The organism is Streptomyces chromofuscus (assembly GCF_015160875.1).
Taxonomy (GTDB): domain Bacteria; phylum Actinomycetota; class Actinomycetes; order Streptomycetales; family Streptomycetaceae; genus Streptomyces; species Streptomyces chromofuscus.
In genome coordinates this window covers 6188666-6215626 of the sequence record NZ_CP063374.1, presented here as the reverse complement: position 1 = coordinate 6215626, position 26961 = coordinate 6188666, and the positions used below count along the sequence as shown (strand labels likewise).

Below are 26961 nucleotides of genomic sequence, written 5' to 3'. Positions count from 1 at the left end.
TCCCGGCGCCTCGACACCTCGAAGCCGTCGTGGCAGGGGAGGTCCCCGGCCTCGCCCCGAGCCGTGCTGCCGCGGCGCTACCGCGGCACAGACCGGTCCGGGGCCTGCGTCCGGACGGCGCCCCGGTCCGACCGCGGGGACGGCACCGGTACGGGTCCCGGTGTCCGGATCGTGTGACAGAGCAGCATGCAGACGTCGTCGTCGCGTTCGGAGTCGTCCAGCAACGGCTTCAGCAGTGACTGGGCGGAGGCGTCGAGGTCGCGCTCCAGTTCCGTCGCGCTCAGCGCGGCCATGGCCTCGGTGAGCCGGTCGATGCCGGGGTCGATGCCCAGAGCCCGCCGCTCGACCAGGCCGTCGGTGTACAGCGCGAGGGTCGAGCCGAGGGGGAGGTCGACGGCGTGCTCCTGGAACTCGTACGGGATGGGCACCCCCAGCATGATCCCCGGCTTGGCGTCCAGGACCCGCACCGAGCCGTCCGGTTCGCGCACCACGAGGGGCGGGTGACCGGCGGCGGCCCAGACGAGGGTGGGGTCGCCGGGCCGGAAGCGGGCGACGACCGCGGTGGCGTACAGGTCGGGCTGCTGGTGACGGAGCATGCGGTGCAGCCGTGTGAGGACCCGGCCGGGCCCGTCGCCCTCGACGGCGTACGCGCGCAGGGCGGTGCGCAGCTGACCCATCATCACGGCCGCCCGCAGTCCGTGCCCCGTGACGTCCCCTATCACCGCGAGCAGGCTGCCGTCGGGCTGCGGGAAGGCGTCGTACCAGTCGCCGCCGATGTTGAGCCCTCGTGTGGCGGGCAGGTAGCGGGCGGCCAGGCTGAGGCCCTCGACGTCGGGCAGGTCGGTGAGCTGGGCGCGTTGCAGGGCCTCGGCGACGTCGCGGTGCTGCTCGTAGCGGCGGGCGTGGTCCAGGGCGGTGCCGATCCGGCGGGCGAGTTCGACCAGCATCACGGAGGTGTCCGGGTCGAAGCGCGGGCCGGGCGCGGTCAGCGTCAGCACGCCCAGCATGCGGTGCGCGACGAGCGGAACGCACAGCAGCGGCCGGTCCGGGGCGAGCACGGAGGGGGGCAGGTCGTCCACGCCGGGGAGTCCGCCGGGGTGGCCGGCGGCGTGCTTGGGGCGGCCGGTGCGGGCGGCGGCCACGGCGGCCGCGGGGCGTCCGCCGCCCCGGGGCACCCGCTCGTCGTCGAAGAGCCAGACGTCGACCTGGCCGGCGTACTCGGGGACGAGTAGTTCGGGCAGGCGGCGCAGGATGGCCTCGTGGTCGAGCGAGGCGGTCACGGCGGCGCTGGCGTCGGCGAGGAACGTCAGCAGCCCGCGGGCCTTCTCCGCCTCGGCGCGCGCGGCCCGCTCGGCGTCGAGCAGTTCCCGCTGGGCGAGGGCGGCCGCGTCGAGTTCGGCGTGCAGGGCCAGTACGCCCTGGTTGGTCTCGTGCAGCTCCTCGCGGTGGAGGCGGACCAGGGCCTCCTTCTCGTCCAGCTTCGCCCGGAGGTCGTCCACTTCCTCTCTGGAGGTGTCGAGTTGTTCCACCAGCTCCCCCGTGTCCCGGTCCGCGGTGAGCAGGGCGTCGGCGAGGTCGGGGCTGTCGGCGCCGTCCCCGCCGGGGCGCTGGGGGCAGGTGAGGGTGAGCCGGTGCGGGGGCCGGCCGGTGGGTCGTACGTCGATCTGGAGCCGGTCGGCGTCACGGGAGCCGAGGACGAGTTCCGCGCCGCCCTCGTCGAGGCAGCGCCGCAGGTGTGCGGTGAGGTCGGTGAGGAAGCGGGCGCGGTCGAGGGCCGGGGCGTGTGCCGTGAGCCGGGCGACGGCGCTCCGCGCCCGGGCGGCGTCGGCGGCCGAGCTGATGGTCCAGGTGTCAGGGGCGGCGGTCATGGGCGCAGGTCCGGCTGTCGGGGGCCAGTACGGCCACACTGGTGTCGTCGCGTACGGGGCGGGCGGCGCTGCTGGCATCGCGCAGGACGGCCGCGGCCACCACCGCGGGGTCGTGGTGGAGGAGGCGGGGGTCGGCGGGCGGGGTCCAGCGGCTGGGCAGTCCGTCGCTGTGCAGGACGAGCAGGCTGTCCGGCCGCCACGGCAGCCGTTGCTGGGGGACGGCTGCCGGGAACTGCGAGCCGACGATGCCGGGACGGGAGACGAGCGGCTGCCAGGCCCCGTCGGAGTGCAGACGGGCGCCGATGTTGCCGATGCCGGCGAACTGGAGCTGGTCGGTGTCCATGTCCATCTTCGCTATGGCGACGGCCGCGCCGCGGGTGGGCCGCAGCGCGGTGTTGAGGTGCCGCAGGATCTCCACGGGCGTCAGGTGTCCGGTGCGGTGCAGTTCCTCGACGGCGGCGCCGGAGGCCTGGGCGGCCTTCGCGCCGTGGCCGAGCCCGTCGGCGAGCATCAGCGTCAGGTGGGTGGGGGTACGGACCCAGCTCCAGGCGTCGCCGGAGTGCTCGGCCTGCGCGAGCGGAATGTTGACGCCTCCCACGCGCGGGCAGGGCAGGGGCGCGGCGTTGCGGGGCGCGGCGGTCCGGTCGATGCGGGCGATCGCCACGGTGCCCCGGCCGCGGACGCTGTACAGGTCGAAATCGCTGGATATGCGCAGGCAGGTGCCGAGGCCCGCGCCGAGGGAGGCGGGGGCGGTGGTGTGGCCGTCGCGCAGGGCGGCCTCGACGTCGGTGATACCGGGCCCGTGGTCGAGGGAGACGAGCTGGACCGAGGGCACGGGCGCGTCGGCGCCGGGGCGTTCGACGAGGTTGATCACGATGCGGCCGCCGTCCGCGTGTTTGACGAGGTTCGTGGCGAGTTCGGTGGCCACCAGGGCGGCCACCGCGACGCGGTGCGGGTCGAGCCCGGCCCGGGCGCCGGCCTCCTCGGCGGCGACCCGGACGTCCCGGACCCGGGTGGAGTCGTGGACGGGGATGTCCCAGACCCGGCTCATGCGGTCCCCGGGCGGTTGCTGGGGAGTACGGAGTTCCAGGCGACGGCGGTGACGGTGGTGCCCCGGCCGGGCGCGGTGTCGATGGTCAGTTCGTGGACCAGGCGCTTGGCCCCGCTCAGGCCGAGACCGAGGCCGCCGCCGGTGGTGTAGCCGTCGGTCATGGCCAGTTCGACGTCCCGCATGCCGGGGCCGGTGTCGACGAACGACAGCCGCAGTCCGCGGTCCTGTCCGTTGTCCAACGGTGTGATCTCCACGTGCCCTCCGCCGCCGTGGACGAGAGTGTTCCGGGCCAGTTCGCTGGCCGCGGTGACCAGCTTGGTCAACTGCACGAGTCCGAAGCCGAGTTCGGCACCGACCTGCCGCACCTGCTGCCGTACCCGGGCCAGGTCGGCGTCCGAGCCGATCGGCAGGCTGGTCGAGGCGGCCTGGCGCGAGGTCGATGTCATGTTCGCCCCCTGCCCGCCCCGTGGCCGAGGAGTTCCAAGGCGCGTTCGGTGTCCAGGGCGGTGAGCAGACCGGGCAGGGTCAGCCCGAGTTCGACCAGCGTGATCGCCACGGCGGGCCGCATGCCGGCCAGCACCGTACGGGCGGCCAGCAGGCCGGCGCTGGAGGCGATCTCGGCGAGGACGCGGCCGAGGAACGAGTCGACCATGTCCACGCCGGAGATGTCGATGACCACCCCGGTCACCCCGCTGTCGGCGATGCGCTGGGTGATGTCCTGCTGGAGCTGCTCGGCCATCCCGTCGTGCAACTCACCCTGCAGGGTGACCAGCAGGACGTCCCCCAGTGCCAGTACGGGCACCGGGGCCGCGGGGCCGGCGGCGGACGCGCTCATCGCCGGCTCGCTCCCGCCGCCGCGGACGACCGGTCCTCGGCGTCCTGCTGGGTGATGGCGTAGGCCAGCGCGTCGGCGAGGCTGGCGCGGGTGAGCACGGATCCGAGGTCGATGCCGAGGTGGACGATGGTCTGCGCGATCGCGGGGCGGATGCCGGAGACGATGCACTCGGCGCCCATCAGCCGGGCCGCCGCCACCGTCTTCATCAGGTGCTGGGCGACCAGCGAGTCGACGGTGGGCACACCGGTGATGTCGAGGATGGCGTACCGGGCGCGCTGGGCGACGATCGCGTCCAGCAGGTTCTCCATCACGACCTGGCTGCGGGCACTGTCCAGCGTGCCGATCAGCGGTACGGCGACGGTGCCCTCCCACAACTTGACCACCGGGGTGGCCACTTCCATCAGCTGCTGCCGCTGACGCTCGATCAGCTCCTCGCCCGCGCTGAGTGCCCGCTCCATCACCACCAGCCGCAGGGTGCCCATGAGCACGGTCAGCGCCAGCACACTGTCGCCGGTCTGCGGATCGTCCGGGTCGGCGAACCCTTGGCGCAGCAGGGCGACCGCCGGTACGCGCAGCGCGGCGACCTCGTCGGCGATCTGCGCCGGGCTCAGTCCGGCACGGGCCCGGGAGGAGGCCATCCGCCCCAACTGGTCCCGCACGCCCTCGAATCCGGGCGCCGCGATGTCCTCCAGCCGTCCGGTGCCGGCGACCGCCGCCAGGGCGTCGACCACGGCCTTGCCGGCCTCGACCGCCTCGTCGCGGGAGACGGTGAAGACCGTACGGAACAGAGCGGCGTCGGCCCAGCGCTGGGCGATCTGCTCCCGGGAACGGTCGAGAAAGGCGGCCACCTGCCGCGCCGCCGACTCGTTCGCCGCGTCCTGCTCTTGCACCTGCATCGTCTCCTTCTCCACAGGATCCTGCGACCCTGCGAACGGCTCGACTTCAGCCATTTATTGCCGTATGACAAACATTAGCCTCGGGGCCGCGGCCCGAACAACAACCCGCGATCACCGCCCCCGGCGGGACTCGGCCCGTGGCCGGGGTCATCTTCCGTGCCAGTCCAGACACAGCACGAGGGCGTCGTCGTCCGGGACGGGCCGGCCTCGGTGGCCGGTCAGCTCGCGGAGGATGGCACGCGGGACCTCGGCCGCGGGGAGCAGGCGGGTGGCCAGGATCGCTCGCGCCAGCGCCGTGTCCCCGTACGCCTCCCCGCCCGGGGAGGCGGTCGCGTAGACCCCGTCGCTGACGAAGACGAGCCGGTCGCCGGGCTCCGCCCGGAATTCCTGCGCCACGTAGTCGGTCTCCTCGAACATGCCCAGCGGGAGTTGGGCTTCGAAGGTGACACGCTCGACCGTACCGCCCCGCAGTCGCAGCAACTGCGGGGAACCGGCGTCCACCACCCGTGCGTGGCCGGTGGCCAGGTCGAAGTCGAACATCAGCACCGACAGATAGCTGCGGCCCCGGTAGTGGGCGTAGACGGCCTGGTCGGCGAGGGCCGCCTGGTCGGCGATGGGGATGCCGGCCCGCCGGGCGTTGCGCAAGGCGTTGATCGCCAGGTTCGTCAACAGGGAGGCCTCTATGCCCTCACCCATCCCGTTGGTGACGTACAGCGTCAGCCGGTCGGCCGTCGCGGACCAGTCGAAGTTGTCCCCGAAGATCGCGTACGCGGGCTCCAGCTGGGCGCCCAGCTCGTACTCGGGGGCGGAGCAGGACCGGCCGGGCAGCAGCTGCCACTGCATCTCGGCGGCCAGGGTGAGCCGGTCCCGGCGCCGGGCCTGGACATAGATGTCGGTGTCCCGCTCGGCGACGACGACCTCGTGTCCGAGCACCTCCGCGATCTCGGCCAGCTCGCCGAGGCTGCCGTCCACGTGGCCACCGCCGGGCAGTGTCACCGACAGCACGCCGAGCCGGTCGCCGCGCACGGTGACCGGCAGGTGCGCGCACACCGCACCGTCGCGCACATCCTGCACGAAGGGCCGCTGGGCGCCGAAGGCCCTGCCCTGAGGGCTGTTGTGGGCCGACACCGGCTCCTGGGTGTGCGGCAGCACGGACACCGGCTGCAGCACGGTCAGGCCGTAGTCGGCCATGTAGAGCTCGACGGACTCCGCCGTGTACTGCTCGACCAGTACACGGCGGACAGCGTCGAGCAACTCATGGGGGGCCGCCGTGCGCAGCGCGCGCTCAGCGGCGATGAATCTGTTCACGCCGATCAACACACCAATCCTTCACCGATACGCCAACGGGTCCTCACTCGGGCTACACATCTGTCCGGGTGCCCCGTATCGGTCGTCCGGGCACTCTCCGGCCGGGTCGCAGGCCTAGTACTCTTGCGGTCATCCCAGCGCCTGCGAGAGTGTGACCGTGACTGACTTCCGCCCCCGCCCCCAGCCGGACGAGGTCGCCGCACGTGTGACCTCCACGGCCGCGGAGTTGCTGGAGGTCCTGTGGGGCCGGGCCTCCACCGCGCCCGCGTCCGCCTCCCAGCTGCGCGTACTGCTCATCCTGGAGCACCACGAGGGCATCAATCTGCGCACCCTCGCCGACTCGCTCGCCTCCACACCGCCGTCGACCAGCCGCCTGTGCGACCGGCTCCAGGCGGCCGGGTTCGTCGAGCGCGCGGTGAGCCCCGCCGACCGGCGGGAGGTACGGCTGTATCTCAGCGGCCGGGGGCGTGCCTTCCTGTCCGATCTGCGCGCGCGCAGGGAGCAGGCGTTGCAGTCGGTGCTGGAGCAGATGCCCGCCGCCAAGCGGATCGCGCTGGTGCAGGGGCTCGAGGCGTTCTGCGACGCGGCCGCGGCACGGATACAGGACGCCGACGACGCCCGCGACCGGACCGCCTGACCCTCCCGCCGCGCCGGCGGCCTCCACGGCCTGCCGCGTCGGCGCACAGCACGGAGTGACCTCCGTTCACCGGAACACATTCCAGACCCTTCCCCGTGCCCGTCCGACACGGTTACTTTCTTGCCTCGTCGCATACTTGTCAAACGGCAACTGTTGACTGGGCTGCCGCTTCGTATCGGTTACCCCGAACAGCGACGACCTGCGCAATTGTGGTCGACGTCTCGGAAGGGCATCCGACTCGGCGAGGCGAGGAAGGGGAGGCTCGGAAGACCCGGCCCCGGCCGCCCACGGACGGCTGCGGCCACGGTCAGGCGGCTGCCCGTTACCGGGCGAGCCGCCGCCGCACCGCGTAGACCGCGGCCCCGACGGCCAGCACCGCCGCCCCGGAAATCACCGAGGAGACCGGCAGCGCGAACGCCAGTACGAGGCATCCGGCGACTCCGACCACCGGGACCAGAGGGTGGGGACGCCCCTCCTCCGGGCCGAGGGTCCAGGCCGAGGCGTTGGCGACGGCGTAGTACGCCAGGACACCGAACGACGAGAACCCGATCGCGCCGCGCACGTCCGCCGTCGCGGCGACCGCCGCCACCACCGCGCCGACGACGAGTTCGGCGCGGTGCGGCACCTTGTACTTCGGATGGACCGCGGCGAGGGCGTGCGGCAGATGCCGGTCACGGGCCATCGCGAGGGTGGTGCGCGAGACGCCCAGGATCAGCGCCAGCAGCGAGCCGAGCGCGGCCACCGCGGCGCCGACCCGCACGACCGGCGCCAGCCAGTCGGCGCCCGCGGCACGGGCGGCGTCCGACAGCGGGGCGGTCGCCCGGCCCAGGTCCTGCGGTCCGAGCACGGCCAGGACGGCGACGGCGACCACGGCGTAGACGGCGAGGGTGATGCCGAGGGCGATCGGGATGGCCCGGGGGATGGTGCGCCGCGGATCCCGGACCTCCTCGCCCAGGGTGGCGATGCGGGCGTACCCGGCGAAGGCGAAGAACAGCAGGCCCGCCGCCTGGAGCACGCCGCCGAACGTCATGTCGCCCCCGAGGTCCAGCCGGCCCGCGTCCGCCGCGCCGGAGGTGAGGGCCGCCACCGCGACGGCGGCCAGCACCGACAGGGCCACGGCGACGATCGCCCGGGTCAGCCAGGCCGACTTCTGCACGCCGGCGTAGTTGACGGCGGTGAGCGCCACGACCGCCGCGACCGCCACCGCGTGCGCCTGCCCCGGCCAGACGTAGGCGCCGACGGTGAGGGCCATCGCCGCGCAGGAGGCGGTCTTGCCGACGACGAAGGCCCATCCGGCCAGGTAACCCCAGAAGTCCCCGAGCCGCTCACGGCCGTAGACGTAGGTGCCGCCCGAGGCGGGGTAGCGGGCGGCGAGCCGGGCCGAGGAGGTGGCGTTGCAGTAGGCGACGACGGCGGCGAGGGCGAGACCGAGCAGCAGACCGGAGCCGGCCGCGTGGGCGGCAGGGGCGAGCGCGGCGAAGATCCCGGCGCCGATCATCGAGCCCAGGCCGATCACCACGGCGTCCGGCACCCCGAGCCTTCGGTTCAGCTCGTCGGGTATCCGCCCGGTGATCGACGACTTGCTCATGAGCCACTCCTTCGGCGGCCGACGGGCCGCTACTCCTGCGGCCCCGGTATCGCAGACGATAGGTGAGGCCGGTTAAGTCCATGCGGACACGTCGTGGCGAACCGTGTGCACGGGCTCCCGCTTCCGCGCTCTTCGCAGGCCGCCGCGGCGTTCACGCGGTACGCGGCGAGCCGGCGAGCCGCGGGCGACGGTGAACGCCGCGGCGGCCCCACCGTCACGGCCGACCTCGCCCCTCCGTTCCCTGCCGCACCCCGGAGCATCCCTACGACTGCCTGACCGCCGGCATCGGGGCCCTGCCCGGCGTCCGCACCGCGGAGATGTCGCTGACGCACAGGCGCGGGAAGACGCCCAGGTGACGGCGCCGCGGGACGAATGCCGCGGCGTGCGGGCTCAGGTCTGCTCCGGGGTGAGCACCACGAAGTCCGCGTCGGACGGGTCGACGCAGACGGCCATCCGGCCGACGCCCTCGGCGTCCTCCGGTCCCATCTGCACGCTGCCGCCGTTCCCGGTGACCTCGGCGACCGCCGCGTCGCAGTCGGTGACGGCGAAGACGGGGTGCCAGTAGGGCCGCCCGCCGGCCAGGGCGAGGTCCTGCCGACCGACCTCCATCAGGCCGCCCTGCATACGTTCCACCGGCAGCCCGGCCGGGGTGATGAGGGTGTACGTGCCGCCGCCGCCCGGCAGCTCCATGTCGCTGAACTGCCAGTCGAAGACAGCGCCGTAGAACTCCTTCGCGCCTTCGGCGTCACTGGTGTACAGCTCGGTCCAGGACAGCGAGCCGGGCTCGTCGACCAGCTCCAGGCCCGTGTCCGTCCCCGGCTGCCAGACGGCGAACTCGCCGCCCAGCGGGTCGCTGTACTGCGCCATCCGGCCCCACTCGCCGAGGTCCATCGGCGCCACCCGTACCGTGCCGCCCGCGCGCTCGACGGCCTTGGTCGTGGCGTCGGCGTCGGCGACGGCGTAGTAGATCATCCAGGCCGAACGCGCCCCCTCCTCGGTGAGCTTGCCGAGTCCGGCGACGATCCTGCCGTCCTTCCGGAACATCCCGCCTTCCATGTCCTCTCCCTCGGCCATGGGCTCGTACTCCCAGCCGAGCACCGCGCCGTAGAAGGCGGCGGCGGCCGGGACGTCGGGCGCGCCGAGGTCGAGCCAGCAAGGGGAGCCGGGGGTGGCGTCGGTGGTGATCACGGCGATTCCCTTCCGCAGGTCCGGTCTGGGAACAGCGTGACACCCGCCACTGACACTCGCGCGGCGGCGCAGCCGGCACGGGAACGCGTCGTGGACGCGCGCACCCGGCCCACCGGTCCGTGTTCGCCCGAGTGAACCGGTTCGGACCACGTACGTCGCCACACGGAACACCGAACACCGCCCGCCGCGGGTACACCAGTGCGGTCAATCACCTGTGGTGATGTTCCCGTGCGGTTCTCGTCTCGTAGGTCATCGGCGTCGTGCCAGCGTGGTGACCGACGACCGGAAGACGGGTTGCGGTGGGGCTGTGGTGATGGGGACATCTTTCCGGCATGCACGCATGCTGCGTCGTGCCGGACTGACGGTGGCGTGCGGGGCGCTCGTGACGCTGGCCGTCGTACACGCACGCAACGGTGGCGACGAGGGCGCCGTGTCCATGTGGGTGTCGGCGGTGTCCGCCGTCGTGTCGGTGTGTGCCTTCGTCGTGGACCTGGTGTGCGGTACGAACCCCGGGGAGCCGGGTACGGCCGACCCGCCGGAGGCCCGGCGGCGGCAGGCCGCCGACGCCCTCGCCGACGCGGTACGGGCGCAGTGGTCGGCGGAGGCCCGCAGGCGCCGGTTGCACGATCCCGCGCCCCTGGACCTCCAGTGGGTCCGGGTGGGCCCGCCGCTCGCCGGCCAGGCCCTCGGCGTCCCGGTACCCGCCCCCCGGGAGGAAGACCAGCGGCTGGCTCGTGTCGTCGAGACGTTCCAGGCGGTGCGCTCCGGGCGGTTGGTGGTCCTGGGCGAACCAGGCGCGGGCAAGTCCGTCGTGGCGGTGCGATTCGTGCTCGGTGCGTTGGAAGCGCGGCAGGCGGGCGACCCGGTACCGGTGTTGTTTCCGCTGGCGGGCTGGGATCCGTACTCGTTCTCGCTGCGGGGCTGGCTGGCCGACCGGCTGGCCAAGGACTACGGCTCGCCGGCCGCCCCCGTGGGGGAAGGGCGCACACTCGCGCAGGAGCTGCTGGACGCCGGTCTGGTCCTGCCCGTGCTCGACGGCTTCGACGAGATCCCGCCGGCCGCGCAGGAGAGCGCACTGCGCTCCCTGAACTCCGAACTGGACGCCCGCCTGCCCGTCCTGCTCACCTGTCGCACCGCGGCCTGGGCGGACGCGGCGCGGCGGGGTGGCGCACTGACCGGCGCGGAGGTTGTGCAACTGCGGCCGCTGGACTACGCCGCCGCACGCTCTTACCTGACACGCACCGCACACCACGGCAGTGCCTGGTCGCCGGTCCTGGAAGCTCCTCCGGCACAGCTGGTGGAGGCCCTGCGCTCCCCGCTGACGGTGACTCTGGCGCGTGTGGTGTACGAGGACGCTTCCCGTGACCCGGCCGAGCTGACCGACCCCGACCGTTTTCCGACGGCGGATCGCATCGAGGAACACCTGCTGAACGCGTTCGTCCCGACGGCGTTCGCCGGACCGGGAACGAGCTGGCACCCCAAGGCGGCACACCGCTGGCTGAGCCGCCTCGCCCGCGACCTGACCGGCTCCGGGTGGAATCTGGCCTGGTGGGACCTACCCGCCGCGATGCCCCGGCCCCTGCGTGTCATCGGCCCTGCCGTGATGGCGCTCATCGCCACGGCCGCACTGCTGGTACCCATCGCCGTTCACGGCGGCGGAGTGATCGCCAACTGGGACAGCCCGGCGTCGGCGGTGCTGAACTTCGCGGGCATCCTGACCGGCCTGTGCTTCGGCCTCGCGTACCTGCTGCCCCCGACGCCGGAGACCCCGCAGGGACCGCGGTGGCTGGCCCGGACGGGCCTGCGGACCACAGCCGCGGCGGCGGTCGTCGGAGTGGGGCTCGGACTGCTGGTGCCCCCGCTCGTCGGTTCCCGGCTCGGTGCCGTCATCACTCCGCGGCCCACCTGGTACCTCAACGGCTGCTGCTTCGGCCTGGTCCTGTCCATGATGTTCGCTGTCGCGGGCCTGTCCCGTCGCCCCGGCCCGCTCAGCCTGCCGTGGGTGGGCAGCCCGAGCGGCCCCCGGGCGGTCCGCGCGCTGGGCGCGCTGATCGTCTTCGCCGGGCTGGCGGTCTACGGCTACACCGGCGAGGAAGTCACCGCGCTGACCTGCGTCGTGGCGGGCCTGGTGCTGCTCATGGCCGGCCTGGGCCGCCCCGACCGCCCGAATGCCGGTTACGTCGCGCCTGCCACGGCACTGCGCGGCTTCGCCCGCGGACTGCTGCGGGGCTTCGTCGCCTGCACTCTCGTCGGGGTCTGCGCCGGCGCCGTCGTCGGGGTGATCAGCGGCACCTTCGCCGCCGTGCAGATCCACTCGGCTCCCGACCGGAGTGCCGGCGAGGAAGTGAAGGGCTGGCGGCTGACGACGGCGGACGGCAGGCGCGCCGTCCGCTCGACGGCACCGCAGGAGGTGCTGCTCGTCGAACGGTCGGCGTCGGCCGCCCCGTTCGTCGTGGCGAAGGGCGCGCGAATCTCCTGGGACAAGAAGGCGGGAGCGTTCAAGGGCCGGCTGACGATCCGGAACTCCTCCGACGGCGGCTGGGTGACCGACTGGCCGGGCGCACCCGCCGCCTGGCAGGGCAAGCAGGTGGACGCCCACAACCTGGTCCTGGCCCTGCCTCACCAGGTCAGGCTGTGGCTGGTGCACCGCGATGCCTCCGCCGTGGTCCTGGACGCCGTCGGCCCGCTGGTGGCCTTCGGAGTGCTCGTCGGGATGATCGGCGGCTGCGCATCCGGCGTCTACCGCGCCCTGAACACCCCCTCGGACACCACCCGCGCCACCGGCCCACACAGCACCCTGCGTACCGACCGCACCGCCACCTTCACCCGCAGCGCCGTCGCATCCCTCCTCGCGGGAGGGGTGTGCCTGCTTCTGATCGCCGCGACCGGCCGGGGCAGCACCCTCGGCACCATGCACACCGAGCTCTGGGTCCCCGTCGGTACTTCCGCGCTCGCGCTCAGCGCGTGGGGCCGCACGGCCACGGCCCGCGTCTGGCTGGCGCTGACGGGCAGGGCTCCTTGGCGCTTGATGACGTTCCTGGAGGACGCCCACCGCCTCGGCGTACTGCGTCAGACGGGTGCCCGCTACGAGTTCCGCCACCAGCACCTCCAGCGCCACCTGGCCGACACGGCACCACCCAGCACGGACCACCACCCTGAACTGCGCCGACTCCTGCGCTGGACCGCCATCGCGGCAACGGCGTTCGCGCTGGCGTACGCGACCGGCCGCCCACTCCTCGACGACCCGCCGTCCACCTCCCTCGAACCGTCGGAAACCGCCCAGGTGGTCACCGCCGTCGGTGCACTGAGCACGGCGATCGGGATGAGCGTGGCGGCCGTGATCAAGGCGGTGGCACTGCTGATCCATGCGAGGGCGGACATGGAGCGCGCACGAACAGGCCTGCCGCCACAGCCGTTGCCGGAGCCGGAAGGGGAACCCGCGCCGAGTGACGACCGGGTGTGAGGCCGGGCGGGTTCGTCACGCTCACGCGTCGTGGAAGGCGATCAGCCGCCGGTGGGGCACCCGTCGGCGTCGTCCGGTCCACGGTTCGGGCCTGCGGCGGGGAGGGCGGCAGGCCGGTCTCACGGCTGACGAAGCGGTGTGTCCGGCACGTGGTCTGGAAAGCAGTAAGACCTGTTGCTCGGCCCACCGCCTCTCGAACCGACGTCCGCAGCGTCGAAGGACGACCCATGTCCCGGGGCAGAACCTCACACGCCGGGCGGACCGGCAGGTCCGTGTCGTGTTCCGTCAGGCGGTGGGCCGCCCTGCCGGACGGCGGTACACGCCGTACCAGTAGCCGTAGGCCAGTTCCCGGGCCACCAGGGCATCGTCACCGCCGTCGCTGCCGACCGCCTGCCGGGTGATCACCGCACCGCCTCCCTGGACGATCAGCGTGGCGGCAAGACGGGGGTCGATGTCGGCCGGCGTGCGTCCGGCTCGCTGCTCCGCTTCGAGGCTCGTCACCAGATGGTCGATGAAGCGGTTCTGATGGTCCGCCCACGAGTCGCGGACGACGGGGTCGTACGCGGCCACCTCGTGGATCGCGGACAGCAGCGCCGCGTGTTGGCGGTAGTGCCGGATGATCCGTTCGTAGGTGCGTGCCAGGCCCTCGGCGCCACCGTCCGGGCCGCTGGGCTGCCAGGCCCGCGTGATCTCGTAGCTCCGCGCTCTGAGGGAACCACTCACCCGCAGCAGTACGTCGACCTTGTCGCGGAAGTACAGATAGAACGTGGACCGTGAGATCCCCGCCGCGTTCGCGATCTGCTCCACGCTCAGCTCGGTGTAGGTGAGACCGACGCGCAGGAGTTCCTCCAGAGCGGACACGATGCGTTCCTCGAGCACGGCCCGCCGGTCGGCCGCGGTGGAGCGTCGTCGCGTGGTGGAAGCCATGCCGCCATCCTACGGAGCCGCTGGTGAGGCTCCCGCAGGGATGGCGGCCGGCCAGGGCCTCGGGCCGCTGGGGCACTCAGACCATGAGGCTCACGCGCTCGTCGACGTCCAGCAGTGACTTGCCGTACACCTCCAGGCCGACGGCCGGGATCAGACCCGCGTGCCGTGCCGCGACGTTGGCGTCGCGCCAGATCCGCTGCAGGGGGTGGGTCTCGGCGAACGCGGACGAACCATGCGCGTTCAGCAGGATTCCGATCGCCTCGAGTACCTGCTGTGCCGCGTAGCCGGCCTGGGCCCTGATGTGTGCCCGTGCCGCGTAGTCCAGGGGCGCCACGGGGGCCGCCCGGTCCACCGCGTCGACCGCCTGGTAGGTGTGCAGCCGGGCCGTCTCCAGCTTCAGCGCCGCCTCCGCCACCTGCATCTGAACCCCCACGGAGTCAGCCTGCCGTGCATGGGTGGTGAACGACAGCGGCTTGGCGGCAGCCGCCTCCAGCACGATGTCCAGGGCCGCCCTGCCCAGCCCGAGAAGCGGCCCCATCAGGCACAGCAGCAGCATGGGCCCGAACGTGGAGCCGTACAGCGCCTCCTCCGGCCGGGAGCGCACGCGTGCGCCCTCCGCGGTGGCCGGTACCGACAGCGCACGGTACTCGGGTACGAACACGTCCCGGGCGATGAGCGTGTTACTGGCCGTGCCCTTCATGCCCGCCATGTGCCAGGTGTCCTCGATGGTGAGGTCGCCCGCGGGGATCAGGACCAGCGCCTGGTCGACGACCGCGCCGTGGTCGTCCTTGAGCAGTGCGCCGACCGCGGCCCATGTGGCATAGGGAGCACCGGAGTTGTACGACCAGCGGCCGCTGACCCGCCAGCCACCCGGTACCTTCTCCCCCATGCCCGTCGGTGCCGCCACGCCGGTCACGCGCGCGTCGGGGTCGGCACCGAAGACGTCTTCCTGGGCCTTGTCCGGGAACAGGCAGGCCAGCCAGTTGGTCACCGCGATGATCATGCCGGTCCAGGCGGAGGAGCCGTCGGCCGTGCCCAGGGTCTCCGACACCTCGGTCAGCGTACGCAGGTCGGTCTCGAGACCGCCGTACCGCTTGGGGGTGAGCAGCCGGAAGACACCCGCCTCCCCCAGCGCCTCGATGATCTGCGCCGGCACCACCCGGTCCGTCTCGCCACGTCCGGCCTGCTCGCGCAGCAAGGGCCGCAGCGCCTCGACGCGCGCCGCGAGTTCCGCTTCGGCCTTCTGCACCGGCCGGGCGTCGAGTGCAATGTCGGAATCGCTGGGCACCGTGTTCTCCTGTGCGGTTGGGGACTTGAGAGGGCCGCCCGGCGTGCCGGCCGAGCGGGGAGTACGCGGGGTGATCGACCTCAACGGGCCGGCTCCGACGCGATCTTCGTCAGCAAGGCCGCGAACCGCCCGGGCATCGACAGGAACGGCGAGTGGCTGCTGGCCATGCGGTGGACCGTGCCGGCCCGGGTGGCGAGTTCCTCCTGCAGCTGCGGCGGCAGCGCCTGGTCCTGCTCGCAGACGACGTACGTCGAGGGGATCGTGTGCCACGCGGCCGCGGTCACCGTCTCACTGAAGGACCTCGTGCTCTGCGGTACCAGCCGTGCCGCGGCCGCCTCGGCGTCGGCCGTGGGGGCGTCCGCGTAGAACAGCGGGACCGGCTGGTCGGGCACGGCCTGGAAGCCGTCCGGGTTCGAGGGCGTGGGCGCGCCGTGACGGCCCAGAAGGTTCTCGCCGACCTCGAGCTGGTACGCCGCCAGGTAGACGATGTGCACGACGTTGGGGGCTTCGGCGACGGCCTGGGTGACCGGTACACCGCCGTAGGAATGGGCGACCACGACCACCGGGCCGTCGATGCGCGCCACTTCCTGAAGCACCACTCGTGCGTCGTCCTGGACACCGGCCTCCCGCCCGGCACTGGGCAGGTCGACAGTCCGGACCTCCCAGCCGTCGGCGTGGAGTACCGCGGTCAGCGGCTCCCAGCACCACGAGCCGTGCCATGCCCCATGCACCAGGAGGAGGGTCGGACGGGATATCTCATCAGCACTCACGAACAGTCCACTCTCAAGATCGGACGAACTCCCGCGCTCAACAGCGCCCGACGAACACTAAGCAGGATTGGACACACTGTCCAACTAGGTGTCCATTTGTTGGCTCGCCGGCCGCCGGGACCCCGCGAACATGCGTCGGGTGACGCGAGGCACCGAGCCAGGGACACGTACGCACACCGGGGCCTCACGGACACAGGGCGCGCGAGGCCGCGAGCAGGCGTGGGGCACGGCCGCGCACACGCGGAGCGAGGCCGGGCGGCCCCGACGCCGGGCGCGTGAAACGCACCCACCAGGTCACCCGCGGAGCCGGCCACCCGGGCGGCGTCCTTGCCGGGTCGCCCTCCGCGTCGGCCGATCACCGCGAGGACGTCACGAAGGCGCTTCCGGCATCGCCGGACCCCAGCACGAAGAGAGCATCGGCGGCAGCAAGGGTCGACGCCCAGGCGGCTCCCTTTGGTGCTCGCACCGCCAAGAGCCGGATGACCGGGGTCGGGCAGATACGTCAGTAACCGGCGGTGGGCGCCCCGTCGACGGCGAGGGCGGCTCCGTTGACGAACTGGGGACTCGTCGCCAAGGAGGAAGGAGGTGAACGCGGCGGTCTCCTCCTCCGTGGAGGCCCTGCCGCTCGGCTGCCGGTTGACGAGGTCTTGGGCGGCCTCAGGATCGGCCTCCCGGAAGGCGCGCGGCAGCGGGGTGTCCGCCAGTCCTGCGACCAGGGCGTTGACGCGCACGCCTTCCTTCACCGCGTCAAGTGCCGCGGAGCGGGAGAGGCCACGACGCCGTGCTGGGCGGCCACGCAGGCGACAGCCGACGGCTCACCGGCGACGCCGGCCACAGAGGCGTTGTTGCGGACTCCACCGCCGCTCCGCCGATGAGCGGCTCCGTCGCCCGTCCCTCGCACACCCCCACTTTGGACTTGCCGGTCCAAAAATCGGGTGACACTCTGAATGGACCTGAAAGTCCAGGAAGAGGGAGTGTGCACGTGACCACCGACAAGGACGCCTTCGTGCGCCGGTTCGTCGAGACGTTCGAAATGAAGGACGCCTCCCGCCTGGAGCCGTTCCTGCACCCCGAGGTCGTCTTCCGTAACTACGGCGAGGACGAGGTTCACGGCAGGGCGGCAGTCCTGCAGCTCTGGGAGCACATCTTCGCCACGTTCGAGCAGGTCAGGTTCGAGACCGTGCACCAGGCCGTCAGCGCGGACGTGGTCATCGCGGAACAGGTCCACGGCCTCGCGCTGCCCGGCCGCCCCCTCGCCCCGGTGATGAACATGGCCGTCTACGAGATCCGCGACGGTCTCATCGCGGCCTGGCGCGACTACACCAACACGACCTACGCCGCCCAACTCGTAGCGGGCTGAGCGCCGCACACGATCGACACGACCGCGCGCCCGACAGCACCACGCCCTCCCCCACGACCTCGTGGAACAGAGAACGGAGACTTGCCCATGGACGCCATCGAGCGTCTGAGCACCATTGAGGACCTGCGCCGGCTGATGGCGCGATATGTGCGCTACGCCGACCACAAGCGGTGGCAGGACCTGGCCGGCCTGTTCACCCCGGACGGCACCTTCACCCCGCACAAGCCGGACGGCTCGGTCTGGCTGAGCATGCGCGGACGAACGGAGATCGCCGCGACCATCGGCTCCAGCGCCGGCCCGCGTGACGCGCTCGTCCACCACCTCTTCTCCGACGAGATCGACGTGGAGTCGGCGACCTCCGCCTCCGGCGTCTGGTCCATGGAAGACCTGATCACCCGCGCCGAATCCGCCGACGGCCAGGTGGAGGCACCGGAGGACTTCCCGTTCAGATCCATGCACGGCTTCGGCCACTACCACGGCCGGTTCACCAAGAGGGACGGCGCCTGGTACATCGCCGAACTCCGGCAGACCCGCCTGCGCCTGGACTTCACCTACTGACACCGGCCGCCCATCGGGGCGCCGATCCCCTCCCCGCAACGAAAGCAGCACGACCATGAGTGACCAGCACGACCGCACCACCCCGCAGCGGTTCACCATCGACGTCCCGCAAAGCACCCTGGACGATCTGCGGGCCCGGCTGAAGCAGACCCGCTTCGCCCCGGACCTCGACAACGAGGACGAGTACTACGGCATCAGCACCTCCTACCTCGAGCCACTGGTGGAGTACTGGGCGGACGGCTTCGACTGGCGCAAGGCCGAGCAGCGGCTCAACGCCTTCACCCACCACCGCGTCGACATGGCGGGTACCCCGGTGCACTTCCTGCGCGAGCCGGGCAAGGGCCCTGCGCCGGTTCCGATCATCCTGTCCCACGGCTGGCCCTGGACCTTCGCCGACTGGCTCAAGGTCGTCGGACCGCTGACCGACCCCGCGGCCCACGGCGGAGACCCCGCCGACGCCTTCGACGTCGTCGTCCCCTCACTCCCCGGCTTCGGCTTCTCCACGCCGCTCACCAAGGGCGACATGAACTACTGGAAGATGGCCGACATCTTCCACGCCCTGATGACCGACGTCCTCGGCTACGAGAAGTACGCGGCCGCCGGCGCGGACTACGGAGCCCTGGTCACCAGCCAGCTCGGCCACAAGTACGCCAGGCACCTGTACGGCCTGCACCTCGGAACCGATCTCATCCCGGGAATCTTCCAGGACGACCGCTTCTGGGACCTCACCGGCGGTCAGCGGATCCCGGACGACGCCCCGGCGCGGCTGCGAGAGGACCTGCTGCAGTTCGACGCGACCTACGCCTCCCACGTAGCGGTCCACATGCTCGACGCGCAGACCCTCACCCATGGCCTGAACGACTCCCCCGTGGGCATGCTCGCCTGGCTGGTGAGGCGCTGGAAGAAGTGGAGCGACCGCCGAGGGAACTTCGAGCAGGCGTTTCCCCGCGACCACATCCTGACCAACGCCACCATCTACTGGGTCAACCAGGCGATCGGCTCCTCCATCCGCGTCTACCGCAACGCCAACCGTCACCCCTGGAAGCCCGAGCACGACCGGCAGCCGCAGATCGAGGCCCCGGCCGGCTTCACCTTCCTCCTGGGCGACGTCTACCCGCCCGGGGTACGCACCCCGGAAGAGCGCATCGCCGCCTTCGAGAACGGCCCCACCCGGCCCTGGTTCAACCCGGTCAACGTCAACGTCCACCACCAGGGCGGTCACTTCGGCCCGTGGGAGAACCCGGAGGCGTTCATCACCGACATCCGTGAAACCTTCCGCAAGCTGCGGTAGCGGGCGTTCCACCTTTGGACCGACAAGTCCATTAGTCGTACACTCGCTTCATGACCACCGCCAAGGGCCGGGCGACAAAGGCACGCATTCTGGAAGCCGCCGTCGACCTCCTCGTCCAGGGTGGCGCGGAGAACCTCAGCCTGGATGAGGTTCTCCGCGCCACCAAGACGAGCAAGGGACAGTTGTTCCACTACTTCCCCGGCGGCAAGGAGGAGTTGTGTCACGCCGCCACAGAGCGGCAGCTCGAGCGGCTCATCGCCGCCACGATGCCCTCGCAGCTGGACACCTGGGAAGCCTGGCAGGAGTGGATCAGGCATCTGGTGCACCTCCATGAGCTGCAGTCGCAGGACGACGCCTGTGAAGTCGCCGGCCTCGCCGGCCGCGCCCTGGACAACGATCCCGGCACGCGCGCGGCCATCGGGCGCGCCTACGAGCAGTGGAGCGAGCTGCTGCGGAGCCAACTGGAGAAGATGCAGGCGAACGGTCTACTGCGAGCCGACGCGCCCGTCGACAAGCTCGCGTCGATGGTCCTGACAGCGCTGCAGGGCGGAGCCGTGATCGACAAGGCCACCAACTCGAGTCGGCATCTGACGAGCGCGCTGGACTTGACCTACACCTTGCTCCGTCAGTACGCGGCATAGCGGCGCACTGGCCGCGCGACAGGGGCCGACGGCGCTTGAACAGGCAAGGTGCCCGTCAAACGCCCTGCGTCCTCCCTTACGTGCTCCCGCGCCTGTCCGCATTCCAGCGGCATGTGCGTCGCGCCGAGGACGAAGCTGACGCGAAGCGTGCGGGGTTCGCCCGACGGCCTGAAGCGGACTCCGGCGGACAGCAGTCGCTGGAAGAGGGCCGCCATCTCGGTGTGCGCCACCGGAGCGCCGACGCAGCGATGGATTCCGGCGCCGTAGGACAGCTGCCGCTTGGGCGTACGGGCACGTCGAAGCGGTCTGCGTGCGCGGACTGTTCCGGATCCCGGTTCGCCGACACGTTCCACAGTGTCACGAAGTCGCCCTTGCGGATGCGCACACCGGCACGATCCACGTCACGATGGGCGACGCGCTGCACGCAGGCGTTCGTGGAACTCCAGCGGAGCATCTCCTCAATGGCCGTCCCCAGCAGGCTCGGACCGCTCAGCACGCGGTCGTACTGGTCCGGATGGCCGATCAGGGCCTGGAGTCCGGAACAAACGGTGCAGGAACTCGTCTCGTTGCCGCCCACCGCGACGTTCATGCAGTTGTAGGAGATCTCCTCCTCCGAGAGCGGCCGCCCGTTGATCCGCGCGCGCAACAGCACGCTGACGAGGTCGTCTCCCGGCTTTCCTCGGCGCTCGTCGACAAGGTCGGTGGGGCCGACCGCTGCGCGGCTCGGCGCAGCACTCCCATATCGCCGGGCGCACAGTACGGCCGTGTCGACGCCGGCCACCGCCCCGCACCTCGAACGTGCCCGGGTGGAGCCCCGCGCGATGACGACCTCCCGTCGCACACGAGACGACGCGAGCAGCCATGAGCACGCAAGTGCTCTGGCGGCTTCTTCGCACGTCGATGGGCCGGAGGCCGCCGTACACCCATCAGCGCTGCTGAGGATTCAAGCCTTGAAGGGGCGCAACAGTCCGTAAGGATTTCGGTTCGAAGTGTTGACCACCGCACACAGCCTCCCTACGTTGTCGGCGACTTGAGAGCGCTCTCACAGGGGGCCGTACATGAAATCTCGAAGAATCCTGTCGTTGCTGACAACAGCGGCTCTAGCCGCCACCGCCCTGGGTTCGCTGGGCAGCGGTGTCGCCTCGGCCGCCACCATCGCGGTGGGGAAGGGCAGTTACAGCGACGTCCGCCCCGCCGGCCGCCAGGGACCGTCGAACAGCGGTGGCCAGGCGGTCAAGCCGAAGGTCACTGCCGCCATGGCGGGCACCCCCGTCCCGACGAACGACTGGTGGTCGTCGCTGGCCTTCCAGCGGTTCTCCAGCAACCCGTGGTCGGAGAACATGTACGGCCACCCCCTCACCTACAAGGCTGTCTCCGGCGGCCTGGAGGTCGGCTACCCGACCACGCACCAGATCGTGGGCGGTGGCCGTCAGTACGAGTTTCCGCACAAGGCCGACCTGACCCTGGGGCTCGCCGGTCTCAACTCCCCCGACGCCAAGGCGGACGGGTGGAGCGACTGGACCGTCAGCCCGTACTGGAACGACGGTGCGCGCAGCCTGCGGACGACCATCGGCCATGGCCTGCCGTACGTGTACGCGGAGGGCACCGGAGGGGCGGCGCAGATCAGCGCGGCGGCTGTGCCGACCGTCTTCGCCGACCAGGGCAACGTCCTCGGCGTCACCATCTCGGGTCATGACTACGCGCTGTTCGCCCCGAGCGGCAGCGACTGGACCGTCTCCGGCCACGAGATCCGGGCCGACCTGGGCTCCAAGGAGTACTTCTCCCTGGCGGTCCTCCCGGACAAGGCAGCGCTGGCCGACTTCACGAAGTACGCCTTCAGCTTCGTGACCGGATCGAAGGTGGACTGGGAGTACAGGGAGGGCGACGGCGAGGTCACGGCGACCTACTCGCTGACCACCGAGCCGAAGGAGGGGACTGAGACCGGTACCTTCCAGGCGCTCTACCGCCACCAGTGGCTGCACAGCAGCGACCCGCTGACCGCCTACCGCTACGTCTCCTCGCGGGGTGCGATGAAGGTGCGCGAGGGCACGTCCTTCACGACCACCCAGAAGGTGAACGGCGTGCTGCCCGGCCTGCCGAGGTCGGCGGGCGTCGACAAGGCGAAGCTCAAGGACTACATCAACGACGTGCTGGCCCAAGGCGATCCTTTCAGCGGCGCGATCGACACCTACTGGACCGGCAAGGCCCTGGGCAAGCTCGCCATGCTCGTCCCTCTCACGGACCAGGTCGGAGACACCGTCAACCGCGACAAGCTGCTGAACTTGATCAAGGGCCGGATGGAGGAGTGGTTCACGGTCGGCGGCCCTTCCGAGTTCTCCTACGACAAGGACTGGCGCACCCTCATCGGGTACCCCGCCTCGTACGGAAGCGACCAGGAGCTCAACGACCACCACTTCCACTACTCGTACTACGTGATGGCCGCGGCCATCGTGGCGCAGTACGACCCCAGATGGGCCGCCGACTCCGAGTGGGGCGGCATGGTCAAGGAGCTCATCAAGGACGCCGCCAACCCGGCGAGGAACGACAGCAAGTACCCGTTCCTGCGCGGCTTCGACGTCTACGCCGGCCACAGCTGGGCCGCCGGCCACGAGGCGTTCGCCGCCGGCAACAACCAGGAGTCGTCCTCGGAGTCGATCAACCTCAGCGCCGGCCTGATCATGTGGGGCTCGGCCACGGGCGACAAGACGCTGCGTGACCAGGGCGTCTACATGATGATGACCGAGTCGGAGTCGATCGCGCAGTACTGGTTCGACGCCGACCAGCAGGTCTACCCCGAGGACTTCACCCACGACGTCGTGGGCATGGTCTGGAGCAGCGGCGGCGCCTACGCGACCTGGTGGACCGCCAACCCCGAGGAGATCCACGGCATCAACTTCCTTCCCCTGACCGGCGGCTCGCTCCACCTGGCCCGCGAGAAGGCCATGCTGCGTCGCAGCGTGGCCGAGATGGAGAGGCAGAACGGCGGCCCGGCCGTCGAGTGGAAGGACATCTTCTGGCAGGTCCAGGCCCTCTACGACCCGGCCGGGGCCCTGCAGCACTGGAACCAGTGGAACGGCGGCTACGTCCCCGAGGAGGGCGAGACCAAGGCCCACACCTACCACTGGGTCGCCACGATGGACTCCATCGGATCACCGGACACGACCGTCACGGCCGACTCCCCCACCGCCGTCGTCTTCGACAAGAACGGCACCAAGACCTACGCTGCGCACAACTACACCGCCGAGGCGTGCTCGGTGCTCTTCTCGGACGGCGGAGTACTGAACGTCCCGGCGAGATCCACCGCGTCCGGCGCGGGCGGCGACACCCAGCTCGGCACGCTGTGCGGCGCCCCCGGTGACGACAAGCCCAGCGCGCCCGGCACCCCGGTCGCAAGTGACGTCACTGACGACTCCGTGAAGCTGACCTGGAGCGCAGCGACCGACGACAAGGGCGTCAAGGACTACGACGTCTTCCGCGGCACCACCAAGGTCGCCACGGTCACCGGCACCACCTACACCGACACCGGCCTGACCGCCGGCACCCAGTACACCTACAGCGTCACGGCCCGCGACACCTCCCACCAGGTCGGCCCGGCCAGCGGCACCGTGACCGTCACCACCTCGGGGCCCCCACCGGTCCCGGGGAACACCTTCTACCTGCGCTCCGGCGGGCAGCTGACCACCCAGGCGGCTGCGGCAGGATCCTCGGACATCATCCCGTCAGCGGGCGGCGCCAACCGCGACGGAACCCCGTACAACCCGCTCGTCTACGAGGTCAAGAACGTCAACGGCACCCTGAAGGCGGGCTCCGGCACGGCCTTCACCCTCAAGGTCGACGCCGGCACCCACGTCGGCCACGCCCAGCAGGCCCGGGTCTCCTACGACCTGACCGGTGACGGCACCTTCGACCGGGTCGAGACGTTCCGCTACTTCGCCACCGACCCGATCACCGGCTGGGAGGACTACTCCTCCACCCGGCAGGGGACTCACTCCGCGTCGGGCACCCTGGGCGACCTGGACGGCGGCACCGTCCGCGTCGAGGTCTGGAGCGCCCTGGGCAACGGTCCGTCCACCCTCCAGGTGGGCACGGGATCCGTCCTGACCATCCCGTTCGTCTGACAGCCGATCGGCCCCGGCCCGGCCTGCGACTCATCGTCCCGCGGGCCGGGCTCGTCCGGTGGAACGGCCGTCGAGGAACCCGCTACCCGTACAACCTCGGAACGGAACTGTCCACGGGCCGCCAGGGCTGGGCCGAGGTCAGTGGCACCTGCCACCTCTGGCCCGACGAAACCGACCCCGCCCGTCCCGGCGCCGCCTCGTGGGCCGGGCCTGCCGTCCGCGAACGGACTCGGGCTCAGAAACGTACCGAGCACAGGATGCGTGACGCCATCAGCGCGGTCGACACCTCACCCGCCGAGACGCTGCCCACCACGAACGACGGCAGACCGTCTCACGAGGTCCGAACGTCACCGGAGCGGCAAGACACCCCGCCGACCGCAAGAGCTGGACCGGGCAGGCGCGTCCACCACCTCTCTACAGGCCACGAAACAGCAGGTCAGCGACGTCGATGAGCGCGCGCCGAACTTGTGCACTTTGGGAAAGGGTCGAGCACCAGCGGCCGTACCTGAAAAACCCAATAAAAGACCAGGTCAGAGCCTCTTTGTAGCAGACTCAAGAATCGCCACGCACTCCACGTGATGCGTCATCGGAAACATGCCAACAGAAAACATGTCAAAGAAAAACCTCAGGTCAGGGGCTCGCCGACGCAAATCGGACTCTATATCGATGGGCATTACGGGCACTTCGGGCGCAATCTTGACGCAAGCGCGCCGCCCCAGGGGGCCCTGAGCTGATCGCCGCCGAAGGATCTCGCCGTATGGCATTTGAAATGCCATACTCATGTCATGGCTGATGATGACACCGACTTCCCTCCTGGCGATGGCCCCACCAGCGGCATCTCCGTCTCCCTCACGGCCGGCACCCTGCAAGCGATCCGTGACCGGGTCGGCAAGCGGGGCGTGTCCGCGTACCTGGAGAAGGCCGCGCAGCGGCAGATCGAGCGCGACGACCTGGACGAGCTGATCGCCGACTTCGACAAGACCCACGGCCCCGCCGATCCCGAGGCCGTAGCCGCCAAACGCGCCAAGCTCACCGGCGGCACCGCCTCCAGCACCGGGGCGGCCGCGTGAGCGGCGCGCTCATCTTGGACAGCGAGGGCCTGGCCAAGGCGGTGCGGCGCGACCGCGAGGTCCACGAGTGGCTCACCGCCGCCCGCGACGCCGACCTTCCGGTGATCACCTCGGCCGCGGTGCTCGTCGAGGTGATCCACCCCGAGATCAACGACAGCGCGCTCAAGTGGACGCTGTCCCGACTGCGGGTCGAGCCGGTCACGCAGGCCCTCGCCCAGACCGCCGCCGCCCTGTTGCGCGCCGCCGGGCTGCACGGCCACAAGTACGCCATCGGCGCCATGCTCTGCGCCACCGCACTCGCCCAGCCCGGCCGCGTCACGATCCTGACCTCCGACGTCGAGGACATCACCATGCTCACCACCGACCACCCACGCGTGACCGCCGAGAAGATCTGATTCACTCCGCCGCACCGGCCTCGGATACGAACCTTCCGGAGGGCCGCACCGCGTCCACCTACCCGCGCTACCGATCATCGAATGCACGCTCACCGGCGCAGTACGACATCCGGGAGCGTTGCAGCCAGGAACGGTCCCATGGGAGAGGAGGAATCGATGACCTGGTCGCCGCTGCCTGACTACCGATTTCGACAGCGCTCCCCGTGGGAACCGCCTCGCTGCTCTCCTTGCCCCTCTCCGAGACCGGTAAGGTGCGCGGGCACCAGCCCGACCGGAGGACTCAGCACGTGACGACGATCCAGCACAGCAGGGCGGGCAGACGGCAAGCCCAGCGCCGTATCCGCCCCAGGCGTTCCCCCGCCGTCCCCTTGATCGTCCTCGCCTGGGCCGGCGCAGCTGCCGTCGTGTGGATGTGGTGGCTCAACACGCCGGCCGTGCTCGCCAACGCCGGGGACCGGCTGATCCACGCGGGGCGGATCACCGGCCTGCTCGCCGGATACGTGATCGCCCTGGTCGTGGTGCAGATGGCACGGGTTCCGGCCCTGGAGCGGCGGGTCGGCTCCGATCGCGTGTCGCGCTGGCACGCGACGAGCGGTCGGTACGCGCTCTCCCTCACGCTGGCCCACGTGGTGCTGACGGTGTACGGGTACGCGCTGCAGGGCCGGATCGGCGCCGTGGAGCAGACGGTGTCGCTGGTGACCGAGTACCCGGAAATGGGTAAGGCGGCGATCGGCACGCTGCTCCTGCTGCTCGTCGGCCTCGTCTCGGCTGGGGCCGTGCGGCGCCGGGTGCGCTACGAGCTCTGGTACTACCTGCATCTGCTCACCTACCTCGCCGTCTACCTCGCCTTCTGGCACCAGCTGGCCACAGGGGCGGAGTTCATCGCCGACCGGGGTGCGCGCACGGTCTGGTACGTGCTGTACGGCGCGGTCGGCGTGCTGCTCGTCTGGTACCGGGTGCTGACTCCGGTACGGCTCAACCTGGTCCACCGCTTGCGCGTGGAGGCAGTGGTGCCCGAGGCCCCGGGCGTGGTGTCCGTCCTCGTCCGCGGGCGCCGGCTGCATCGTCTCGGGGCGGAGGCGGGACAGTTCTTCCGCTGGCGGTTCCTCACGAAGGGACTGCGCTGGACGGCGAACCCGTACTCGCTCTCCGCGCCGCCTCGGCCCGACCTGCTGCGGATCACGGTCAAGGCCGTCGGCGGCCACAGCGCGGCCCTCGCCCGGCTGCGGCCCGGGACCCGCGTGTGGGCCGAGGGGCCCTACGGGTCGCTGACCGCCGCCCGCCGCAGCCGCGGCAAGGTGCTGCTGATCGCCGGCGGCGCGGGCATCACCCCGCTGCGCGCGCTCTTCGAGACCCTGCCAGGGGCCGGTAGTGATCTGACGCTGCTCTACCGAGCCCGTACGGCTGAGGACCTCGCGCTGCGCCAGGAGCTGGAGGCGATCGCGGACGACCGGGGGGCGCAGCTGCTGTACGTGGTCAACGGGCGGGACGGCAGGCGACGCGCGATCAGCGCCGAGATGCTCCGCAGGATCCTGCCGGACATCGCCCGGCACGACGTGTACGTGTGCGGGCCGCAGGGGCTTGCCGAGGAGTCCTACGCCGCACTGCGAGAGGCGGGCGTCCCGGACCGGCGGATCCACCACGAGTCCTTCGCCTTCTGAGCCGCCGAACCGCTCGGCGGCCGGGCCCGGTGTGACGCCCGGGGGCTC

Annotated in this window: 23 protein-coding genes; 10 read left to right on the top strand and 13 right to left on the bottom strand. The window is 71.2% G+C overall.

The genetic code is table 11. The features are described from left to right. Positions 1 to 77: 77 nt before the first annotated feature. The 6 genes from IPT68_RS28010 to IPT68_RS27985 all read right to left on the bottom strand — a co-directional run bounded on the left by IPT68_RS28010 (position 78) and on the right by IPT68_RS27985 (position 5958). Positions 78 to 1868 (bottom strand): SpoIIE family protein phosphatase, encoded by a 1791-nt coding sequence (locus tag IPT68_RS28010; protein ID WP_189698626.1) that lies wholly within the window; start codon positions 1866 to 1868, stop codon positions 78 to 80. Further along, positions 1852 to 2919: a SpoIIE family protein phosphatase gene (locus tag IPT68_RS28005; RefSeq protein WP_189698625.1), complete on the bottom strand. Its 1068-nt coding sequence runs from the start codon at positions 2917 to 2919 to the stop codon at positions 1852 to 1854. The genes IPT68_RS28010 and IPT68_RS28005 overlap by 17 nt, the downstream gene beginning before the upstream one ends. Beyond that, positions 2916 to 3365 (bottom strand): ATP-binding protein, encoded by a 450-nt coding sequence (locus IPT68_RS28000; protein WP_189698624.1) that lies wholly within the window; start codon positions 3363 to 3365, stop codon positions 2916 to 2918. Before IPT68_RS28000 ends, IPT68_RS28005 begins: the two co-directional genes overlap by 4 nt. Continuing rightward, positions 3362 to 3754, bottom strand: coding sequence for an STAS domain-containing protein (locus IPT68_RS27995; protein WP_189698623.1), 393 nt, complete (start codon positions 3752 to 3754; stop codon positions 3362 to 3364). The genes IPT68_RS28000 and IPT68_RS27995 overlap by 4 nt, the downstream gene beginning before the upstream one ends. Next, entirely contained in the window at positions 3751 to 4650 is a 900-nt protein-coding gene (locus tag IPT68_RS27990; protein WP_189698622.1) for an STAS domain-containing protein, read from the bottom strand. The genes IPT68_RS27995 and IPT68_RS27990 overlap by 4 nt, the downstream gene beginning before the upstream one ends. Positions 4651 to 4797: 147 nt before the next feature. After that, positions 4798 to 5958, bottom strand: coding sequence for a PP2C family protein-serine/threonine phosphatase (locus IPT68_RS27985; RefSeq protein WP_189698621.1), 1161 nt, complete (start codon positions 5956 to 5958; stop codon positions 4798 to 4800). A 151-nt stretch (positions 5959 to 6109) separates the two neighbouring features. Here IPT68_RS27985 and IPT68_RS27980 point away from each other — a divergent pair, with 151 nt between their 5' ends. Then, entirely contained in the window at positions 6110 to 6595 is a 486-nt protein-coding gene (locus IPT68_RS27980; protein WP_189698620.1) for a MarR family winged helix-turn-helix transcriptional regulator, read from the top strand. Between the two features lie 322 nt (positions 6596 to 6917). Here the strand turns inward: IPT68_RS27980 and IPT68_RS27975 are convergent, their stop codons facing one another. Both IPT68_RS27975 and IPT68_RS27970 read right to left on the bottom strand, forming a co-directional pair. After that, complete coding sequence (locus IPT68_RS27975) at positions 6918 to 8183, bottom strand: APC family permease (protein ID WP_189698619.1); 1266 nt, start codon at positions 8181 to 8183, stop codon at positions 6918 to 6920. Positions 8184 to 8573: 390 nt separating this feature from the next. Next, complete coding sequence (locus tag IPT68_RS27970) at positions 8574 to 9371, bottom strand: VOC family protein (RefSeq protein ID WP_189698618.1); 798 nt, start codon at positions 9369 to 9371, stop codon at positions 8574 to 8576. A 340-nt stretch (positions 9372 to 9711) separates the two neighbouring features. On the opposite strand from IPT68_RS27970, the gene IPT68_RS27965 reads away from it, so the two are divergent. Further along, a complete protein-coding gene (locus tag IPT68_RS27965; RefSeq protein WP_189698617.1) occupies positions 9712 to 12834 on the top strand; it encodes an NACHT domain-containing protein in 3123 nt (1040 codons plus the stop codon). 285 nt (positions 12835 to 13119) lie between these two features. Here the strand turns inward: IPT68_RS27965 and IPT68_RS27960 are convergent, their stop codons facing one another. The 4 genes from IPT68_RS27960 to IPT68_RS35090 form a co-directional block, all read right to left on the bottom strand. Continuing rightward, positions 13120 to 13761 (bottom strand): TetR/AcrR family transcriptional regulator, encoded by a 642-nt coding sequence (locus IPT68_RS27960; RefSeq protein WP_189698616.1) that lies wholly within the window; start codon positions 13759 to 13761, stop codon positions 13120 to 13122. 76 nt (positions 13762 to 13837) lie between these two features. Further along, the gene (locus IPT68_RS27955) at positions 13838 to 15049 is read right to left on the bottom strand and encodes an acyl-CoA dehydrogenase family protein (RefSeq protein ID WP_189698615.1); all 1212 of its coding nucleotides are present in this window, start codon (positions 15047 to 15049) and stop codon (positions 13838 to 13840) included. Positions 15050 to 15129: 80 nt separating this feature from the next. Next, positions 15130 to 15819, bottom strand: coding sequence for an alpha/beta fold hydrolase (locus IPT68_RS27950; RefSeq protein WP_228039953.1), 690 nt, complete (start codon positions 15817 to 15819; stop codon positions 15130 to 15132). Then, positions 15816 to 16550 carry a Rossmann-fold NAD(P)-binding domain-containing protein gene (locus tag IPT68_RS35090; RefSeq protein ID WP_373300600.1) on the bottom strand — a complete coding sequence of 245 codons (735 nt, stop codon included), beginning with the start codon at positions 16548 to 16550 and terminating at the stop codon, positions 15816 to 15818. The genes IPT68_RS27950 and IPT68_RS35090 overlap by 4 nt, the downstream gene beginning before the upstream one ends. Positions 16551 to 16801: 251 nt before the next feature. Between IPT68_RS35090 and IPT68_RS27940 the strand changes: the two genes are divergently transcribed. From IPT68_RS27940 to IPT68_RS27925, 4 genes are all read left to right on the top strand, one after another. Beyond that, positions 16802 to 17179 (top strand): nuclear transport factor 2 family protein, encoded by a 378-nt coding sequence (locus IPT68_RS27940; RefSeq protein ID WP_189698613.1) that lies wholly within the window; start codon positions 16802 to 16804, stop codon positions 17177 to 17179. Positions 17180 to 17266: 87 nt separating this feature from the next. Next, positions 17267 to 17737, top strand: coding sequence for a nuclear transport factor 2 family protein (locus IPT68_RS27935; protein ID WP_189698612.1), 471 nt, complete (start codon positions 17267 to 17269; stop codon positions 17735 to 17737). Between the two features lie 55 nt (positions 17738 to 17792). Further along, positions 17793 to 19028, top strand: coding sequence for an epoxide hydrolase family protein (locus tag IPT68_RS27930; protein WP_189698611.1), 1236 nt, complete (start codon positions 17793 to 17795; stop codon positions 19026 to 19028). A 50-nt stretch (positions 19029 to 19078) separates the two neighbouring features. Beyond that, on the top strand, positions 19079 to 19669 hold the full coding sequence (locus IPT68_RS27925; protein WP_189698610.1) for a TetR/AcrR family transcriptional regulator: 591 nt from the start codon (positions 19079 to 19081) through the stop codon (positions 19667 to 19669). Between the two features lie 76 nt (positions 19670 to 19745). On the opposite strand, the gene IPT68_RS27920 is transcribed toward IPT68_RS27925, so the two are convergent. Next, the gene (locus tag IPT68_RS27920) at positions 19746 to 20450 is read right to left on the bottom strand and encodes a cytochrome P450 (protein WP_189698609.1); all 705 of its coding nucleotides are present in this window, start codon (positions 20448 to 20450) and stop codon (positions 19746 to 19748) included. Positions 20451 to 20727: 277 nt separating this feature from the next. On the opposite strand from IPT68_RS27920, the gene IPT68_RS27915 reads away from it, so the two are divergent. From IPT68_RS27915 to IPT68_RS27900, 4 genes are all read left to right on the top strand, one after another. Further along, a complete protein-coding gene (locus IPT68_RS27915) occupies positions 20728 to 23787 on the top strand; it encodes a glycosyl hydrolase (RefSeq protein WP_189698608.1) in 3060 nt (1019 codons plus the stop codon). A 785-nt stretch (positions 23788 to 24572) separates the two neighbouring features. Next, entirely contained in the window at positions 24573 to 24857 is a 285-nt protein-coding gene (locus tag IPT68_RS27910) for a hypothetical protein (RefSeq protein ID WP_189698607.1), read from the top strand. Next, complete coding sequence (locus IPT68_RS27905; RefSeq protein ID WP_189698606.1) at positions 24854 to 25252, top strand: DNA-binding protein; 399 nt, start codon at positions 24854 to 24856, stop codon at positions 25250 to 25252. The genes IPT68_RS27910 and IPT68_RS27905 overlap by 4 nt, the downstream gene beginning before the upstream one ends. A 287-nt stretch (positions 25253 to 25539) precedes the next feature. Beyond that, positions 25540 to 26913: a ferredoxin reductase family protein gene (locus IPT68_RS27900; RefSeq protein ID WP_189698605.1), complete on the top strand. Its 1374-nt coding sequence runs from the start codon at positions 25540 to 25542 to the stop codon at positions 26911 to 26913. Positions 26914 to 26961 lie beyond the last annotated feature (48 nt).